At 63.5% G+C, this 17,672-nt stretch carries 16 protein-coding genes and 1 pseudogene; 9 read left to right on the forward strand and 8 right to left on the reverse strand.

The annotated features are described in order from the left end of the window. The first annotated feature begins 137 nt into the window (after positions 1 to 137). Positions 138 to 716 carry a hypothetical protein gene (locus B4920_RS18145; RefSeq protein ID WP_079436037.1) on the forward strand — a complete coding sequence of 193 codons (579 nt, stop codon included), beginning with the start codon at positions 138 to 140 and terminating at the stop codon, positions 714 to 716. 136 nt (positions 717 to 852) lie between these two features. Then, positions 853 to 999 carry a lmo0937 family membrane protein gene (locus tag B4920_RS28910; protein ID WP_139379550.1) on the forward strand — a complete coding sequence of 49 codons (147 nt, stop codon included), beginning with the start codon at positions 853 to 855 and terminating at the stop codon, positions 997 to 999. Positions 1,000 to 1,029: 30 nt separating this feature from the next. Here B4920_RS28910 and B4920_RS18150 read toward each other — a convergent pair whose 3' ends face one another. Both B4920_RS18150 and B4920_RS18155 read right to left on the reverse strand, forming a co-directional pair. Beyond that, positions 1,030 to 2,748 carry an ABC transporter ATP-binding protein/permease gene (locus B4920_RS18150; RefSeq protein WP_173862680.1) on the reverse strand — a complete coding sequence of 573 codons (1,719 nt, stop codon included), beginning with the start codon at positions 2,746 to 2,748 and terminating at the stop codon, positions 1,030 to 1,032. Positions 2,749 to 2,793: 45 nt separating this feature from the next. Further along, positions 2,794 to 3,282 carry a hypothetical protein gene (locus B4920_RS18155; RefSeq protein WP_079436039.1) on the reverse strand — a complete coding sequence of 163 codons (489 nt, stop codon included), beginning with the start codon at positions 3,280 to 3,282 and terminating at the stop codon, positions 2,794 to 2,796. Positions 3,283 to 3,589: 307 nt separating this feature from the next. On the opposite strand from B4920_RS18155, the gene B4920_RS18160 reads away from it, so the two are divergent. Both B4920_RS18160 and B4920_RS18165 read left to right on the forward strand, forming a co-directional pair. After that, complete coding sequence (locus B4920_RS18160; RefSeq protein WP_079436041.1) at positions 3,590 to 3,955, forward strand: DUF4398 domain-containing protein; 366 nt, start codon at positions 3,590 to 3,592, stop codon at positions 3,953 to 3,955. A gap of 23 nt (positions 3,956 to 3,978) precedes the next feature. Continuing rightward, positions 3,979 to 4,827 carry an OmpA family protein gene (locus B4920_RS18165; protein WP_079436042.1) on the forward strand — a complete coding sequence of 283 codons (849 nt, stop codon included), beginning with the start codon at positions 3,979 to 3,981 and terminating at the stop codon, positions 4,825 to 4,827. A gap of 56 nt (positions 4,828 to 4,883) precedes the next feature. Here B4920_RS18165 and B4920_RS18170 read toward each other — a convergent pair whose 3' ends face one another. From B4920_RS18170 to B4920_RS18180, 3 genes are read right to left on the reverse strand one after another with little or no spacing between them, the layout of a single operon-like run. After that, the gene (locus tag B4920_RS18170; protein ID WP_254050983.1) at positions 4,884 to 7,004 is read right to left on the reverse strand and encodes a bifunctional diguanylate cyclase/phosphodiesterase; all 2,121 of its coding nucleotides are present in this window, start codon (positions 7,002 to 7,004) and stop codon (positions 4,884 to 4,886) included. A 19-nt stretch (positions 7,005 to 7,023) separates the two neighbouring features. Next, positions 7,024 to 7,248 (reverse strand): CsbD family protein, encoded by a 225-nt coding sequence (locus B4920_RS18175; RefSeq protein WP_079436046.1) that lies wholly within the window; start codon positions 7,246 to 7,248, stop codon positions 7,024 to 7,026. A gap of 56 nt (positions 7,249 to 7,304) precedes the next feature. Continuing rightward, positions 7,305 to 7,529 (reverse strand): YqjD family protein, encoded by a 225-nt coding sequence (locus tag B4920_RS18180; protein WP_216819942.1) that lies wholly within the window; start codon positions 7,527 to 7,529, stop codon positions 7,305 to 7,307. Positions 7,530 to 7,764: 235 nt separating this feature from the next. On the opposite strand from B4920_RS18180, the gene B4920_RS18185 reads away from it, so the two are divergent. Beyond that, positions 7,765 to 8,097, forward strand: a complete 333-nt coding sequence (locus B4920_RS18185) for a DUF1840 domain-containing protein (protein ID WP_079436049.1) — start codon at positions 7,765 to 7,767, stop codon at positions 8,095 to 8,097. A gap of 18 nt (positions 8,098 to 8,115) precedes the next feature. Continuing rightward, complete coding sequence (locus tag B4920_RS18190) at positions 8,116 to 9,858, forward strand: alpha/beta hydrolase (RefSeq protein ID WP_079436051.1); 1,743 nt, start codon at positions 8,116 to 8,118, stop codon at positions 9,856 to 9,858. Positions 9,859 to 10,260: 402 nt separating this feature from the next. Here B4920_RS18190 and B4920_RS18195 read toward each other — a convergent pair whose 3' ends face one another. The 3 genes and pseudogenes from B4920_RS18195 to B4920_RS18205 all read right to left on the reverse strand — a co-directional run bounded on the left by B4920_RS18195 (position 10,261) and on the right by B4920_RS18205 (position 13,356). Then, a complete protein-coding gene (locus B4920_RS18195; protein ID WP_079436053.1) occupies positions 10,261 to 11,295 on the reverse strand; it encodes an IS110 family transposase in 1,035 nt (344 codons plus the stop codon). A 94-nt stretch (positions 11,296 to 11,389) separates the two neighbouring features. Then, positions 11,390 to 11,826 (reverse strand): annotated as a pseudogene (locus B4920_RS18200) (IS5 family transposase); the annotation flags it as partial. Positions 11,827 to 12,018: 192 nt separating this feature from the next. Then, positions 12,019 to 13,356 (reverse strand): hypothetical protein, encoded by a 1,338-nt coding sequence (locus B4920_RS18205; protein ID WP_079436054.1) that lies wholly within the window; start codon positions 13,354 to 13,356, stop codon positions 12,019 to 12,021. Positions 13,357 to 13,687: 331 nt separating this feature from the next. Between B4920_RS18205 and kdpF the strand changes: the two genes are divergently transcribed. Genes kdpF through kdpB form a run of 3 tightly spaced genes read left to right on the forward strand, consistent with a single transcriptional unit; the run spans position 13,688 to position 17,670 of the window. Then, complete coding sequence (gene kdpF / locus B4920_RS18210; RefSeq protein WP_079436056.1) at positions 13,688 to 13,780, forward strand: K(+)-transporting ATPase subunit F; 93 nt, start codon at positions 13,688 to 13,690, stop codon at positions 13,778 to 13,780. Further along, on the forward strand, positions 13,777 to 15,573 hold the full coding sequence (gene kdpA, locus B4920_RS18215) for a potassium-transporting ATPase subunit KdpA (RefSeq protein ID WP_079436057.1): 1,797 nt from the start codon (positions 13,777 to 13,779) through the stop codon (positions 15,571 to 15,573). Before kdpF ends, kdpA begins: the two co-directional genes overlap by 4 nt. 18 nt (positions 15,574 to 15,591) lie before the next feature. Next, positions 15,592 to 17,670 carry a potassium-transporting ATPase subunit KdpB gene (gene kdpB, locus B4920_RS18220; protein ID WP_079436059.1) on the forward strand — a complete coding sequence of 693 codons (2,079 nt, stop codon included), beginning with the start codon at positions 15,592 to 15,594 and terminating at the stop codon, positions 17,668 to 17,670. Positions 17,671 to 17,672 lie beyond the last annotated feature (2 nt).

Genomic DNA, 17,672 nt, shown 5'->3' on the forward strand with positions numbered 1-17,672 from the left:
TCGCCTGTGTGTTCCAACGCACCGACCCCGCCGAGACCAGGCCCCATTCTTCAACTGCGCCTCAGAACCGTATCGGGCACAAGCACTGAACGGTCTCCGGACGCATCACATCAATGCGTAGTCATAAAGGATCAATAATGAAAAACCTCAAACTCGCAGCCGTCGCTGCCAGCCTCTGCCTCGCCTTCAGTGCCGCAGCCATCGGCGCCCCTCTGTCAAAGGCCGAATATCAGGCCGGCAAAGAGGATGCATCGAACAAGTACAAATCCGACAAGGCCGCCTGCAAGGCCATGAGTGGCAACGCGCAGGATATCTGCATCGAAGAAGCCAAAGGCCGGGAAAGCATCGCCAAGGCCGAACTCGAGGCAAAGTATGAGCCGTCCGCCAAGCACAGCTATGAGGTCCGCCTGGCCAAGGCCGAAGCCGCCTACGCGGTTGCCAAGGAAAAGTGCGACGACGCTGCCGGCAATGCCAAGGACGTGTGCCGCAAGGAGGCGAAGGCTGCCTATGTAACTGCAAAGGCCGACGCCAAGGTGGCCGAGAAGACCTCGGATGCCAACTCGACCGCTTATGAAAAAGCCAGCGGCGCCCGCCAGGATGCGGCGACGGAGAAACGCGATGCCGCCTATGCCGTGGCGAAGGAAAAGTGCGATGCCCTTGCAGGCGATGCCAAGGCAAGCTGTATCAGCGCGGCCAAGACGCATTACGGGCAATAAGAACACCGGCCCCCCGTGGGGGTATCCACCTGACACGGGAGGCGCAATCCAAAAGGAAAACCAGTCTGGCGCTGTTCGCCCGCGGGGAAATGGGCCGCCCGACAGATAGACCACAAGCTCAACAATGGAGGACGCCATGCTCTATACCATTGCCATCGTAATGCTCATCCTGTGGCTGCTCGGCTTGGTCACCTCGACCACTCTGGGGGGCTTCATCCACATTCTGTTGGTGATCGCCATCGTCGTCGTCCTGCTTCAGGTGATCAGCGGGCGCCGCGGTTGATGAGCACAGCCGCTGGCCTTGCCGTCCGGCTCAGGCCAGGGGATGAACCGATCTGCCGTCGCGCGCCCCATGCAGCACCCAGCATCCGGCTTCGCCGAACTCCAGTACCTGGCGGTGATATGGCCGGATCGAGGCACGATGGGCGACGCTGACAAAGGCAATCCCACTGGCGGCGAGCAGTCGGTAGAGGTGCTCCTCGTTGCTTGCATCGAGCGCACTGGTCGCCTCGTCGAGGATGACGTAACGGGGGGAAAGAAGCAGCAGGCGGGTGAAGGCGACCCGCTGCTGCTCGCCCATCGACAGCACCTTCGCCCAATCCAGTTCGCCGTCCAGGCCACCGACACGCGCCGCGAGATACGGCAGGTTGGCCTGTGCCAGCACATCCAGCAATTCCTCGTCCGACACGGGCCGATCCTGCCGCGGGTAAAGCAGCTGGTTGCGCAAGCTGCCTAGCAGCATATAGGGGCGCTGGGGCAGGAACAGCATGTCCCCAGCCGCCGGACGGGCGATGCGCCCCTCGCCGGCACGCCATAGTCCGGCAATGGCGCGGAGCAAGGTACTCTTTCCACAACCGCTGCTGCCGACGATCATCAAGCTCCCCCCCGGCTCGATCGACAGGGAAAGATCGACGATCAGCGGCCTTTCCCTGTTCGGCGTCCATAGGGTCAGGCGGTCGATCACCACCCGGGAATCCTCGACGATGGCAATGCCCTCGTCCATGGGCACCCCGGCCTGGCCGTCCATGACTCCGGCGAAACTGTCCAGGCGCTCGATTCCTGCCGCAAATTTGCTGAAGCTCTCGAAGTTGTCGACGATCACGGTGAGAGCGGCCAGGATCGCCGCGAAGGCGCCCGCAGCCTGAATCGCGTGGCCGACTTCCAACTCGCCGGAAATGACCCGGTCGGCGATGATCGCGCTGGGCAGGATGATGGTCATGAAGCTGTAGGCGTACTGGAAAATGTTCAGGTTAAGCTGCACCCGGATGAGTCTGCTGAAATTGCTGAACACCTCGCCGAAATTCCGCTCGACCTGCTGGGCCTCCAGTTTCTCGCCGGCGTAGAAAGCAATGGCTTCCGCGTTCTCGCGGATGCGCACGAGGCTGAAGCGGAAATCCGCCTCCCGTTTGAGCTGGTAGAAGTTGAGCCCGATCAGCACCTTGCCGAAGAGCACGACAGTGATCAGCGTCCCGATGAAGGCGTAGATCACCAGGAAGAGAACCAGGCCCCGGGAGATGGACCACAGCACGCCGGCGAAGGCCGCAAGTTGCAATACGGCGCCAGCCAGCACCAGCAGGAACTGGAGTGACTTCTGGGTGAAGGTGTTGATGTCTTCGGCAATCCGCTGATCCGGATTGTCGATACCCGAGCTGGCATCGAGCCGGAAATAGGCGCCGTTTCCCAGATAGGAACCGAGATAGGCCCGGGTCAGCCAGCGTCGCCAACGAAGGCCGAGCGTGTCCCGCACGTAATAGTAGAAGGCATAAACCGGCACGCCCAACACCAGCACCCCGAAACACCGCTCGATGGATAACCAGAACCGAGCGCCATCCTTTGCCGCCAGTGCGGAGGTGAATTCGCCGGTCTGCCCGTTGAGCAGTACCGCAAACAGAGCCTGCCCCAGCAGGAGCAGCACCAGCAGAGCCAGCAAGGCGCGGGCGCGCCCTTTCTCCTCACTGAACCAATAGGGTGCCGCAATCGCCCGGAAACGCGCCAGGAGCGCCCGGTCAAGGAGAATCGTCTGCTTTTGCAAAGCACCTCTCCGCACCCGACCAAACCCATGCGCCGCCTACTTCGATCACCGGCCTGTCGCCACAAACGACATCCGCACGGGTTGCCCGGTCGTCTCGACCTGGAGACGCTGGCGCTGCCACACACCGTCGATGCGGGCGGACATCCGGTAGTCCCCTGGTGGTAGCTTGAGATAAAGCAACGGACCTTCGCTGACGGCGGTATAGCTGCGCCGCCCGCCCGTTCCCTCCACGGTGAACGGAATATTCGCCAGATAGTGACCGCTACGGTCGCTGAATACCACCCACACATTGTAGGCCGCAGCCGACCTGCGCATCTCGGCGCGATCGGCCTCTCCCACCCCACCGCTCATCCAAGCAATGGTCTCCGATGGTGCGCTGACCATCGCACTGCGAACAAGCGGTGGACTACCTTCACCCGCCTGTATCCGAGCACCGCAGATCAAGGACAAAAGACCGACCAGCCCGGCCGGTATGGGCCGCCGAAGCCCTTCCCGGCGCAAGCGGAACCCAAACACCGATAGCTTGATTTTCATCGTTCGCTCCTGAAGGTGTCGGGCATGGGTGATCTGGCGTGCTGAATGTATCGACCCGATGAAACAAGCTTATGCGTGCTCTCGGAGATGCTCTGTCTGGCGCCGAACATAGGGGCATCGGCGCCGCACCGTGTACGCCAGCGTACCGACATGTAGCGTCTTCCCGCCCATTCTCTACCAGTGAGTCTTGATGCGGATTTCCCCGCAGAACCGAGTCTCACCCTCTGCGATCAGGCCGATCACCCGATTCATTCCATGAAGGGAACTGACCATGAAGACGCTTTGCAAGCCAAAGTGCAACCCCGGCATGAGGCGAAAAGCCCTGCCGGTCCTGATCGTCGGCGTGTCGATGCTGCTGGCCGGCTGTGCGAGCACCCCGGCACCTACCGAGCAACTGGCCGTTTCGGCGGCAGCGGTCAGCCGGGCCGACAGTGCCGGCGCGGCTACGCTGGCCCCCGCCGAGATGCAGATGGCGCGGGAGAAGCTCGACCAGGCCCGCCTGGCCATGACGCGGGAAGACTTCGACAACGCGCGCAACCTGGCCCAGGAGGCCCAGGTGGACGCCCAACTGGCCGAAGCCAAATCCCGCTCCGGCAAGGCGCGCAAGGCTGCCGGAGAATTGCAGGAAGGAGTTCGCGTACTGCGCGACGAACTCGACCGCAAGAACAAATGATTGCTCGCATAAAAGGAATGACCATGACCGAACACCGGATCTTCGCGATGACCCTCATCGCGCTGGCCACGCTGACCGGCTGCTCTTCGCAGCCCCCAAGAAACGCCCTGCTGGAGCAGGCCCGTGGCGACTACCAGATGGCCCAGGGCAACTCCGAAGTCAGCGAACTCGCCAGCGGCGAGATGAAGCAGGCGAACGATGCCCTGAACCTGGCCAACGAGGCGGCCGCACGGGGCGAGAAGCCTGCCGAGGTGGATCACCTGGCCTACCTGGCCAAGCAGCGGATCGCCATCGCCCGGGAAGCCGGCAGCCAGAAGGCCGCCGAACGCGCAGTGAACAACGCCGAGGCCGCCCGCGACAAGGTCCGCCTGAGTGCCCGCACCACCGAGGCCGACATGGCGCACCGCAGCGCCGACGATGCCCGCATGGATACACGCGAAGCCCAGGCCCGGAACCTTCAGCTCGAAAACCAGCTCAAGGCTCTCAACGCCAAGCAAACGCCCCGCGGCATCGTGATCACCATCGGTGATGTGCTGTTTGACACCAACCGCGCTGAACTCAAGGCCGGCGGCATGCGCAATATGGAAAAGCTGGTCGTCTTTCTCAAGGACAATCCGCAGCGCAAGGCGGTGATAGAAGGGTTCACCGACAGCTCCGGCAGCGACAGCCATAATCAGGCGCTGTCGGAGCGGCGCGCGGATTCCGTCATGAACAGGCTGATAAGCATGGGGATCGGCAGTGAGCGCCTCAGTGCCCGCGGCTATGGCGAGGCTTATCCGGTGGCAGGCAACGACAGCACCAGCGGTCGCCAGATGAATCGGCGCGTCGAGATCATCCTGTCGGATGAAAGCGGCAATATTTCTTCCCGTTGATCGAGCCGTGGCCGCCCGCTTTGCCCCCCGACGCCGGGCAGCCGGGCCCCAATCTCCTAAGCACCCGGCAGACTTAACGGGTGCTTTCCATTAGCCAACAAAGCCCCGAAATCCGCTGCCCCCAGGGGATGGCTGAACTGGAAACCCTGCCCTTCGTGGCAATGCTGGGCGCGCAGAAAGGCCAGTTGCTCAAGGGTTTCCACCCCTTCGGCGACAACCCGCTGCTTGAGGTTGCGGCCCATGCCGATCATCGCACTGACAATGGTGGCGTCATCCGCGTTGGTGGCGACATCTCGTATGAAGGACTGGTCGATCTTGAGGGTATCGATGGGGAAACGCTTCAGATAGCTGAGGCTTGAATAACCGGTTCCAAAATCATCAATGGCCAGGTGCATGCCCATGGCCTTGAGGGCGATGAGGACCACGGCCGAGGCTTCGGCGTCGTGCATCAGGATGCTCTCCGTCAGCTCCAGTTCGAGCAGCTGTGGCGCCAGGCCAGTGTCTGCAAGGATCAGGGCCACCCCCTCGAGAAAGCCCTTGTGACGGAACTCCATCGCCGAAATGTTCACCGAAATCGGAACCGTCCTCAAACCTGCATCCTGCCAGACCTTCAATTGCCGGCACGCCTCCCGCATGACCCAGCGCCCGATCGGCACGATCAAGCCCGACTCCTCCGCGATGGGCACGAACTGCGCCGGCTGGACGAGGCCCTGCTTCGGATCCTGCCAGCGGATCAGAGCCTCGGCACCGGTCAATGCCCCTGATTTCAGGTCGATCTGCGGCTGGTAATGGAGCACGAACTCATCCTGCCGCAATGCACGGCGCAGGCTGCTTTCGATGAACTGACGCTGCACGGCGCGGGTGTTCATGTCTCCGCGGAACAGCTGCCAGTTGTTCCGACCGCTGGCCTTGGCGTGGTACATCGCAGTGTCGGCGTTCTGCATCACCGTTTCCGGGTTATCGCCATCATTGGGAAAGACGCTGATGCCGATACTCAGGGTCACGTGGAGTTCGTGGCCGTCGATCAGCTGCGGCAGTGAAAACACCTGCAGCAGCTTGTCGGCAACCCGGGTGGCATCCTGCAGGTGCTCGATCTCCGACAGCAGGATGACGAACTCGTCGCCCCCCTGCCGGCACACAGTATCGGTGACGCGCACGCAGCTCATCAGGCGCTCCGCCACCGATTTCAGCAGCTGATCACCGACCGCGTGCCCAAGGGAGTCATTGATGTGCTTGAAGTAGTCCAGGTCCAGGAACAGCAGGCCCACCTGCTTGTGCCGCCGCCGGGCCAGCCCGATGGCCTGGGCCAGGCGCTCCGTCAGCAGGGCCCGGTTGGGCAGGCCGGTCAGAAAATCATGGTGGGCCAGATGGAACATCTTGACCGCCATGGCGCGGGATTCGCTCACATCGTGAAATACGAGCACTGCGCCCACCACCTGGCCGTCCCGATTATGGATGGGCGCCGCCGAATCCTCGATGGAGGCCTCAATGCCATCCCGCCGCCGCAGTACGCAGTCGGCCGCCAGACCGACCGTGCGATCCTCATGCATGGCCAGATGAGCCGGGTTTGCCGCTATTTCTCCGCTTGTGCCGTCGACGATGCGGAACACTTCAGCCAAAGGTCTCCCGATGGCCTCCTCCCGCGACCACCCGGTCATCCTTTCCGCCACCAGGTTCATGTAGGTGACGTTGCCCGGAATGTCGGTCGTGAGCACCGCGTCGCCGATGGAGTTGAGAGTCACCTGGGCCCGCTCCTTCTCGGCAAACAGCGCTTCCTCCGCGATCCGCAGTACGCTGTCAGCAGACTTGCGATCCGCGATGTCTTCGACCGTCAGCACATGTCCAAATGGCGGCCCCAGGCCATACCTGGCTGCATTCAGACGTATCCACGCCAAGCTACCGTCGGCGCACAGCAGGCGGGCCTCCACACGGAAAGACTGGTGCTCTGCGGCAGCCACCCGCCATTCGGCCAGAACGCGCGGCTGATCGTCCGGACATATGAAGCTGCGCCAATCACGGCCCAGCAGTTGCGCCTCCACGAGCCCGAAAATCCGTCGACAGGCGGGATTGGCATGGACACACAGCCCCTCGGCGTCCGTGACAAGGACGCCCAGCGGGGCAGCCTCGACGATGGCACCGAAATCGACCTCCAACGCGGCGGCAGGCTGCGTGCTCATGAGGGCGGCAACAGCAAGGTCAGGACGGGCTTTTCGGCGTAGTGTCCTTGTTGAGTTCCTCGAAGCGTTTGATCTGCGCCTCGGCCTCATCCTTGGTGACGCCGTAGGTTTCCTGGACCTTGCCCACCAGTTCGTCGCGCCGGCCGGCGATCACGTCCAGATGGTCGTCGGTGAGCTTGCCCCACTGCGCCTTGACCTTGCCCTTGAACTGCTTCCAATTGCCTTCAACGATATCCCAGTTCATTTTCAACTCCTTGAGTTCATCCAATGGACGGCAGGATTGCCGGCCGAAGCCGCAGATCAACGGCGACTGAGCAGAAAACCGATCAGAAAGCCGGCGACGGCAGCGCCACCCAACACCTGCCAGGGATTCTCCTTGACGTAGTTCTGGGTGGCGTCGGCGGCGCGGTGAGCATGGTTTGAAAGTCGGTCCCGGGTACCGTCATAACAGGCTTGAGCCTTGTCGAGCACATCACGGACGCTGGAGTCGGTACCGGGAACTACATTGGTTTCGGTAGTCATCATGTCTCCTTGTAGGGTTGGAATGATGGAACGCATGGGCGAACGGCAGAGTAGTCCCCATGGCAACACCTCGGCGCATCCTCCTACCGCAACATCCGCATGTCGGTACGCAAACGTACAAAGTTGGAATGGATGTGATTCCGAGCAACAGCGCCGGGCGTTCCATGTGCGCTAGCGAACGGATGGGCCCCGTGGGCTACGGTCACAATGAACCGTTGCCGAATGGAGGAGCCACACCATGCTGATCATCTTCAAATCCGCCGCCTGCAGCGACCTCATCACCTTCGAGAAGGACGCCCGGCAGATGCTCTACGTGCTCGGCAAGGACAGTACCGACGGGCAGGGCATCGTCACCGTGGAACAGCTACCCGCCGCCATAAAGAAACTGCGTCAGGCCATTGAAGAAGATGTGACTGTCTGTGCGACAGACGAGAGCAAGATGCGGCAATCGACAGCCGAGGACGGTAGTGATGAAGGCGATGCCGTCAGCTTCCACCAGCACGCCGTGCCTCTGCTTGAATTACTGGAACGCTCGCTGCAAGAGCGGGTTCCAGTCACTTGGGGTGTGTAGTTGTTCCTCAGATTCACGATGAAACAGGTTCCTACCATCGAGATGCCCTTGCCGGGCAGCAATCTCGACCGCCTTGCCCACGCCCAGCTCGCCCATCTGACAGGTGGCATCTCGCCCGCAGCGCTGGCCATGGCCTTCGAAGACTGGCTCATGCACCTCTCGCACAATCCGGCAGAGCAGGCCAAGCTGATCCAAGGGCTTGCCGAAGCCTTCATGCAGTTTCCCAACCGTCTGCAGCAATCCCCCCGCCCGTCCGGCACCCTGGGCCTGGATCCCTTCGTGCCTGACCGCCGCTTCACCCACCCGGGCTGGCAGGCCTGGCCGTTCAATGTGTTGAGCCAGTTCTTCCTGCTCACCGAAGAGTGGTGGAAAAAGGCAACGACCGGCGTGCGCGGCGTGTCGCCTCACCATGAGAATGTCGTCAGCTTCACTGTCAGGCAGCTGCTGGACGTGATGTCGCCGGCCAATTTTTTGTGGACCAACCCGGCGGTGCTGGAGCGTACCGCTCAAACCGGTGGCGCCAATCTGATCCAGGGGCTGCGTAATCTGATGGCCGATGTGCAGCACCAACAGTCGAAATCCGGGCCGCCGGGGGCACAGGCCTTCCGGGCAGGGCATGAGGTAGCCGTCACGCCGGGCCAGGTGATCTTCCGGAACAGCCTGATCGAACTCATCCAGTATGCCCCCTCCGTTCCACAGGTGCGACCCGAGCCGATCCTCATCGTTCCTTCCTGGATCATGAAGTACTACATCCTCGATCTCTCGCCGGACAACTCCTTGATCCGCTACCTGGTGGGCCAGGGATACACGGTGTTCTCGATTTCCTGGGCCAATCCCGGCCGCGAAGGTCGCGATCTGGGCATGGATGACTACCTGCGTCTGGGGGTGATGGAGGCGCTCGATGCAATCGCCGCCGTGGTGCCAGGGCAAGGGATCCATGCCACGGGCTATTGCCTGGGCGGCACCCTTCTGGCGATTGCCGCCGCGGCCATGGGGCGGGACGGCGACGCGCGCCTGGCCTCGGTGTCGATGCTGGCGGCACAGACCGACTTCACGGAGCCAGGAGAGATGGCTTTGTTCATCGACAGCAGCCAGGTCAGCTTCCTGGAAGACATCATGTGGGACCAGGGATACCTGGACACCACGCAGATGGCCAGCGCCTTCCAGTTGCTCAATTCCCGTGATCTCGTGTGGTCGCGACTGCTGAAGGACTACCTGATGGGCGATCGTCATCCGATGAGCGACCTCATGGCCTGGAATGCCGACGGCACCCGCCTGCCCTACCGCATGCACACCGAGTACCTGCGACGTCTGTTCCTCAACAACGATCTGGCCAGCGGCCGCTACCCGGTCGGCACGCAGCCGGTAGCCCTGACGGACATCACCTGCCCGATCTTCTGCGTTGCCACACTGCGGGACCACGTCGCGCCATGGCGTTCGGTGCACAAGCTGCACTTGCTCGCCGACGTTCCGATTACCTTCCTGCTCAGCTCCGGCGGTCACAACGTGGGCATCGTCAATCCGCCAGGCATACCCGGCCGCAGCTATCAGGTGCTCACCCGCCCCCGCGACGGCCGCTATTTCGACCCCGAGGCATGGCTGCGGGCAGCGCCCACCCATGAAGGCTCCTGGTGGCCGGAATGGATCACCTGGCTCGATGCCCATTCAGGCCAGCACACGGCGCCGCCGTCAATGGGCAACACTGCTGCCGGCCTGTCCCCCTTATGCGCAGCACCCGGCACATATGTGCGGCAAGTTTGATCAGGGCTGCTCGCACTGCGGCGGACACGACCGGTCAGTACGGCTCGCTTCGAACAGGAACCATGTACGTCTTACCGCCTCTTCGCGCCAAACTTCAATCAGGCTGGCCGTAGCGATATCCGCGAAACCCGGAACGTACATGGACGCCCCCGGTTTGCCCAGCTCTCAGGTGATGATGGTTATCAAGCAAGCTTGCAGCCGTACATTCGGACTTTCGTTGCGGCAATGCCGCTGTCCCTGATGGAATGCGCTGGTTGGGTCCCGATCGATTCAATGCACTCGAAGTGCGCCGCCCCGGATGGGTTTGGCCAACCACGGTCTTACCTGTTTCGCCATCACTACGTGATTGCCAGAGCAATCGGTGGAGTATCCGTCCTGCTCGATGTCACTGGGTGATGCGGGTTATACGGTTGTCAGAGTCGGCGTGTAATCGACCTGAAACTCCCGGTCGTGGGCAAGCAAGGCCCAGACGGTTCTCGCATTCTTGTTCGCCAGGGCAACGGCAGCCACATTCGGATTTCGTCGCTCAAGCAACTTGCCGAGCCAGGGATTCGACTTTGCATGGCGCTTCGCAGCCGACAGGGCGGCCCGGGCACCGTGGATCAGCAAGGTTCGCAGATACACATCGCCGCGCTTGCTGATGCCCAGCAGTGTCGGCTTACCGCCGCTGGAGTGCTGCCGTGGGACCAGTCCCAGCCATGCGGCCAGTTGCCGACCATTCTTGAAGCTGCGGGCATCTGCAATCGAGGTCACCAGCGCCGTGGCGGTCAGCGGTCCGACGCCTGGGATCTTCTCCAGACGCTGACTCTGGGTGCAGCTGCGGTGCCATTGCCTGATCTGCACCTCGAGTTCGCCCACCTGCCGGTCCAATTCGACCAGGTGTTCGTGCAGGCGCCGCACCAGACGCAGGAACACTTCTGGCACCTGATCACCCACGCCATCCAGAAGCACCAGCAGCTGTTTGCGTAACGCGCAGAGTCCGGTTGGCAACACTAGGCCGAACTCTGCGAGCAAGCCTCGGATCTGATTGGCCTGCGCGGTACGTGCGGCAACAAAGCCCTGGCGAACCCGATGCAGCGAGAGCACAGCCTGCTGCTCGACGCTTTTGATGGGAACAAAGCGCATGTTCGGCCTGGAGACCGCTTCGCAGATCGCCTCGGCATCCGCCGCATCGTTCTTGTTACTCTTCACGTAGGGCTTCACGAACTGCGGCGACATCAGTCTGACCGTATGCCCGAAGCCCTCAAACTTGCGTGCCCAGTGATGCGCGCCGCCACACGCCTCCATCCCCACCCGACACGGCGGCAAGGTGGCCATGAACACACTCAACTGGTCGCGCTTGAGTTGCTTGCGCAGCACCGTGTTGCCCTGCTCATCGACGCCATGAACCTGGAACACGTGCTTGGCCAGGTCGATTCCAACTGTCGTAATCTTCATGATGGACGCCTCTTTGACTTGAGTAGTTGATCAGCGCTTCCACTCTGGCACATGAATTCCGCTTAGGGTGGGGGCGTCCATTCCATTGATTCAGAATGGCTTCGACCAAGGGCAAAAGTTGGGTTACGTCGTTGCGATTGGCGCCGGGGCGTGCGCGATCGGTGGGATTGGGTCCTGTTTTTGACCCGCACCCACAGCACGAATGGAGGGAGAATCGACGATGCAACGGGACCAATCGATCTTGTCGGCCGTGCGCAGGCGGGCCAACAGCACCTCATGCAGCTTGTCCCAGACACCAGCCTCTTGCCAGGCGCGCAGGCGCCGCCAGCAACTCATGCCCGAGCCGCAGCCCATCTCCTGGGGCAGCATCTCCCAAGGGATGCCGCTTTGCAGGACGAACAGGATGCCGGTCAGAACCGCTCGATCATCGAGCGGCTTGCGCCCCGGATATTTGTTCCGACGGGGCTTGGCGGGAGGGAGCAACGGTTCGATCAAGGCCCACAGATCGTCGTCGAGAAGTGCTTTGGCCATGTCCTCTATTCAAAGAAACAAGGCCGAGGTTAACGAAATTCGACCATCGTGAACAGGGGGGAGTTGGTCTTTTTGTTAGGGCTTCTAAGTCACTGATTATTACAAACATGAGCTGGCAGAATATGAGTGAACCCACAGCCGACATGCATTGAAACTACAGCCCGGCGAGGATATCGCCGGGCTTTTTTCTGCTTACTGCCCCTGCGGATACCACAGCACCGCCTGACGCCGCCCTTCCTTCGTCGTGCTACCCACCGCCACCGCGCGGCCACAACTGTCCAGCGCCACCGACGTAGCCCGCTCGTCACCGTCGGTTCCCCATTGCCAGGCTCTCACGAGCGCGCCATCGCTACGCATCTTCAGCAGGAAAAAGTCGCTGGCCCCCGCTGACGGCTTTGCTGACAGGAATGCGCCGGTGGTCTCCCCATACAGATAGAAGTTGCCCTGACTGTCCACCTTCAGGTCGGTCAGCCACTCGGCCCCGCTGGTCCCCACCTGGAAGCTGCTGAGTACGGAACCATCGGCCGGATTGATGCGCGCCACGAAGACATCCTGATTGCCGGCGGCACTGCCGCCCCTGAAGGAACCCACCACCGAGCCCGCCATCAGCAGCGAGCCATCGGGCAGCGGCTTCAGCACGGCCACATTATCGACACCCGCAGAGGTGTAGCGCGCGGTCCACAAGGTTGCCCCGCTGGCGCTGAGCTTGCGCACGAACATACCTGCACGGCTACCGCTGGTCGCCACACCGCCCAGGAAGACGGAGCCGTCAGGCAGCACGGCGAGGCCCGACGCGTAGTCCTGCTCGGCGCTTTCCGAACGATGGCTCCATACCACCGACAGCGTGCTGGCATCGCCCGGCCGACTGGCGCGCAGTCGGTAGGCACTGGCATCCGCCCAGGAGTCCACGTAATTGCTCGGGATGTAATCGTCGTTGTAACCGCCGATGTACAAGTCGTTGTTCGAGGTAGCCACAAGCCGGCGGGGATGCTGCGGAAACACGTCACCAAACTGAGTCACGCCCCACGGATCCGTGGGGCGTGCGCCATCGATACTAACCATGAAAACGTCGAACTGCCCTTGATTGGCGGTGCCCGACAGCACGCCACTGGTCCGCCCCACCGCATAGATCACGCCGGATGCGGTCATCGCCAAGGCCTCGGCCGCGTCGGCGCCGGCGGAGTCCAGCCGGGAAGCGCTATCGAACTGCAAGCTGCCGGTGTTCGACAGCATCCGCACGATGCCGCGGGCGTTGCCGGCCGGTTCGATGGACGTCTGCCCGACGATCCCACGGTCGTAACCGGCGAGCCAGACCCGGTTGCTGCCATCCACCAGCACATCGTTCCACTCGCTGGCCCCACCCTCTGCCGGGTGGAAGGTGGCTTCGGCGGCCATCGACAGGCACACCTGCGGCGTGTCGACGGGCGGTACAGACGACGCACTGCCGCCCCCTCCACCACAGGCGCTCAAGACGGACAGCACGGCCACGGCCAGGGCTGCATGACGAAAGGCAAGACGGGTCCGAACCATTTTAATTATTCCTCTGCTGGATCTGCGGGGTTGAAAACATTGCGCGGGCCAGAGTATTCGCAGGGAATACACCGGGGTCTATGACGCGTTTAACACCACTCGCATAAACCCAACGATCCCAGTGGAAAGTCGGTACAGACATTTATGACTCCTTTACACAACGCCCTTCCCTTTTTAGAAGCTTTTGATATCGCCATCCCTAGCATGACGGTGTCGATTCCTTCGATCCGAAAGGGGAAATCATGGATCTCATCTACCTCGCCGCCATCGCCGCCTTCCTGGCGTTGATGGCCGGCATGGCGGTCGGCTGCGACCGCCTGGGAGGCCGCAAATGAACGGCCTTTACATCATCGGCGGCCTCGTCGCCATCGCACTGCTCGTCTATCTCGTGGCCGCGCTGCTCAAACCGGAGGACTTCTCATGACCTCCCATGCCTGGCTCCTGCTGGGGATCTTCCTGGCCGTCCTGCTGCTGACGGCCAAGCCCCTCGGCATCTACATCGCGAACGCCATGGAGGGCCGTCTGCGCATCGGCCGCCCCTTCGAAAACCTCGTCTGCCGCCTGTGCGGCATCCGTGCCGACGAGGAGAGCAACTGGCTGCGCTACGCCCTGGCCCTCCTCCTCTTCAATGCGCTGGGCGTCGTCGCCGTGTATGGGCTGCAACGCCTGCAGGCCGTCCTGCCGCTGAATCCGCAACAGATGGCCGCCGTTGCGCCGGATTCCGCCTTCAACACCGCGGTGAGCTTCGTCACCAATACCAACTGGCAGGGCTACGGCGGCGAATCGACGATGGGCTACCTGGTCCAGATGCTCGGCCTGGGCGTGCAGAACTTCCTGTCCGCGGCCACCGGCATCGCCGTCGTCTTTGCGCTGATCCGCGGCATCGCCCGCCACAGCGCCACCACGGTGGGCAACGCGTGGGTCGACCTGACCCGCGCCACGGCCTACGTGCTGCTGCCGCTGTCCGTGTTGATGGCGCTGTTCCTGGCTGGCCAGGGCGTGATCCAGAACTTCTCGCCCTACCGGGACGTGACGACGGTCGAAACCACCCACTACGACGCGCCCCGCCTCGACGCCTCCGGCCAGCCCTTGAAGGACTCCAAGGGCAATGCACTGACCGACCCCGCCGAGACCCGCGTGCAGACCCTGCCGATGGGGCCGGTCGCGTCCCAGGAAGCGATCAAGATGCTCGGCACCAACGGCGGCGGCTTCTTCAACGCCAACTCGGCCCACCCCTACGAGAACCCCACGCCGCTGACCGACTTCGTGCAGATGCTGGCGATCTTCCTGACTCCAGCGGCGCTGTGCATCAGCTTCGGACGTGTCGTCGGCGACAGCCGCCAGGGCTGGGCCGTGCTGGCCGCGATGACGCTGATGTTCGTGCTGGCCGCCTGGGCCGCCATGAGCTTCGAGCAGCAGGGCAATCCGCAGCTCGCCGCCCTCGGCGTCGATCAAGCGGCCAGCGCGCTGCAGGCCGGCGGCAACATGGAGGGCAAGGAGGCCCGCTTCGGCATCGCCGATTCGGCCCTCTTCGCCACCGTCACCACCGCCGCCAGCTGCGGCGCGGTGAATGCCATGCACGACTCCTTCACGCCCCTCGGCGGGCTGGTTCCGCTGGTCAACATGCAGCTCGGCGAGGTGGTCTTCGGCGGCGTCGGCACGGGGCTCTACGGCATGCTGGTGTTCGCCATCCTGGCGGTCTTCATCGCCGGCCTGATGATCGGCCGCACTCCGGAATACCTTGGCAAGAAGATCGAGGCCTACGAGATGAAGATGAGCTCCATCGCCATCCTCGTCACGCCCCTCCTCGTCCTGCTCGGCACCGCGCTGGCCGTGATGGCGGAAGCCGGCCGCGCCGGCATCGCCAACCCCGGCGCCCATGGCTTCTCGGAAATCCTCTACGCGCTGACCTCCGCCGCCAACAACAACGGCAGCGCCTTTGCCGGGCTGTCCGCCAACACGCCCTTCTACAACGTGCTGCTGGCCGTTGCCATGTGGTTCGGCCGCTTCGGCGTGATCGTGCCGGTGCTGGCGATGGCCGGCTCCCTGGCGGCCAAGAAGCGCATCCCCACCGGCGCCGGCACCATGCCGACCCACGGCCCGCTGTTCGTCACCCTGCTGATCGGCACCGTGCTGCTGGTCGGCCTGCTCAACTACGTGCCGGCGCTGGCGCTCGGCCCGGTCGTCGAGCACCTGATGCTGTGGCTCGGCGCCTGAGCCAAGGAGAAGACCAACATGAGCAAGAAGACCTTCACCCTGTTCGACCCCGCCCTGGCCCTGCCGGCCGTCGGCGAGGCCTTCCGCAAACTCAACCCGGCCGTGCAGTGGCGCAACCCGGTGATGTTCGTGGTGTACGTCGGCAGCATCCTGACCACGCTGCTCGCCGCCCAAGCTCTCATCGGCGACGGCGAGGCGCCCGCCGGCTTCATCGTCGCGGTGGCCCTGTGGCTGTGGTTCACCGTGCTGTTCGCCAACTTTGCCGAAGCGTTGGCCGAAGGTCGCAGCAAGGCCCAGGCCGCGTCCCTGCGCGGGCTCAAGAAGGAGACCTGGGCCAAGAAGCTGCTCGAACCCCACTACGGCGGCAAGTGGCAGCTCGTCCAGGGCGCCGACCTGCGCAAGGGCGACGTGGTCGTCGTCGAGGCCGGCGGCCTGGGCCATTCGGTGATTCCCGCCGATGGCGAGGTGATCGAGGGCGTCGCCTCGGTGGACGAATCGGCCATCACCGGCGAATCAGCACCGGTGATCCGCGAATCCGGCGGCGACTTCTCGGCGGTGACGGGCGGCACCCGGGTGCTCTCCGACTGGATCGTGATGCGGGTGACCGCCAACCCCGGCGAAACCTTCGTGGACCGCATGATCGCGATGGTCGAGGGCGCCAAGCGCCAGAAGACCCCCAACGAGATCGCCCTGACCATCCTGCTGGTGGCGCTGACCATCGTCTTCCTCGGCGTCACGGTAACGCTGCTACCCTTCTCCCTGTTCAGCGTGGACGTGTCGGGTGCCGGCCGCCCGGTCGGCATCACGGTCCTCGTCGCCCTGCTGGTGTGCCTGATCCCGACCACCATCGCCGGCCTGCTGTCGGCCATCGGCGTGGCCGGCATGAGCCGCATGATGCAGGCCAACGTGATCGCCACCTCCGGCCGGGCGGTGGAGGCCGCCGGCGACGTGGACGTGCTGCTGATGGACAAGACCGGCACGATCACCCTCGGCAACCGCCAGGCCTCCGCCTTCCTGCCTGCCGAAGGCGTGAGCGAGGCCGAACTGGCGGACGCCGCCCAGCTCGCCTCCCTCGCCGACGAAACGCCGGAAGGGCGCAGCATCGTGGTGCTCGCCAAGCAGAGGTTCAACCTGCGGGAACGGGACATCCACGCCCTCGACGCGCACTTCGTCCACTTCTCGGCGCAGACCCGCATGAGCGGCGTGGACCTGGGTAGCAAGCAGATCCGCAAGGGCGCCGCCGATGCGATCCGCCGCCACGTGGAAGGCCTGGGCGGCCACTTCCCGGCTGCCGTCGCCACTCGCGTGGACGAGGTGGCGCGCCGTGGCAGCACGCCGCTGGTGGTCGCCGACGGCAAGCAGGTGCTCGGCGTCATCGAGCTGAAGGACATCGTCAAGGGCGGCATCAAGGAACGCTTCGCCGAACTGCGCCGGATGGGCATCAAGACCGTGATGGTGACCGGTGACAACCGGGTCACCGCCGCAGCCATCGCCGCCGAAGCCGGTGTCGACGACTTTCTCGCCGAAGCCACACCGGAAGCCAAGCTGGCCCTGATCCGCCAGTACCAGGCCGAGGGCCGCCTGGTGGCAATGACCGGCGACGGCACCAACGACGCCCCGGCCCTTGCCCAGGCCGACGTGGCCGTGGCCATGAACACGGGGACGCAAGCCGCCAAGGAGGCCGGCAACATGGTCGACCTGGACTCCAACCCGACCAAGCTCATCGAGGTGGTCGAGACCGGCAAGCAGATGCTGATGACCCGCGGCTCGCTGACCACCTTCAGCATCGCCAACGACATCGCCAAGTACTTCGCGATCATCCCTGCAGCCTTCGTCGGCACCTACCCGCAGCTGGCCGCCCTCAACGTGATGGGGCTCGCCAGCCCGGCCTCGGCGATCCTGTCGGCGGTGATCTTCAACGCGCTGATCATCGTCTTCCTGATCCCGCTGGCCCTGAAGGGCGTGCCCTATCGTCCCCTCGGCGCCGCCACGCTGCTGCGCCGCAACCTGGCTGTCTATGGCCTCGGCGGCATCCTGGTGCCCTTCGTCGGCATCAAGCTGATCGACGTCCTGCTGGCCGCCAGCGGCCTGGCCTGAAC

Origin of the sequence: Zoogloea sp. LCSB751 (genome assembly GCF_002028455.1) — a bacterium.
Classification (GTDB): Bacteria; Pseudomonadota; Gammaproteobacteria; order Burkholderiales; family Rhodocyclaceae; genus Zoogloea.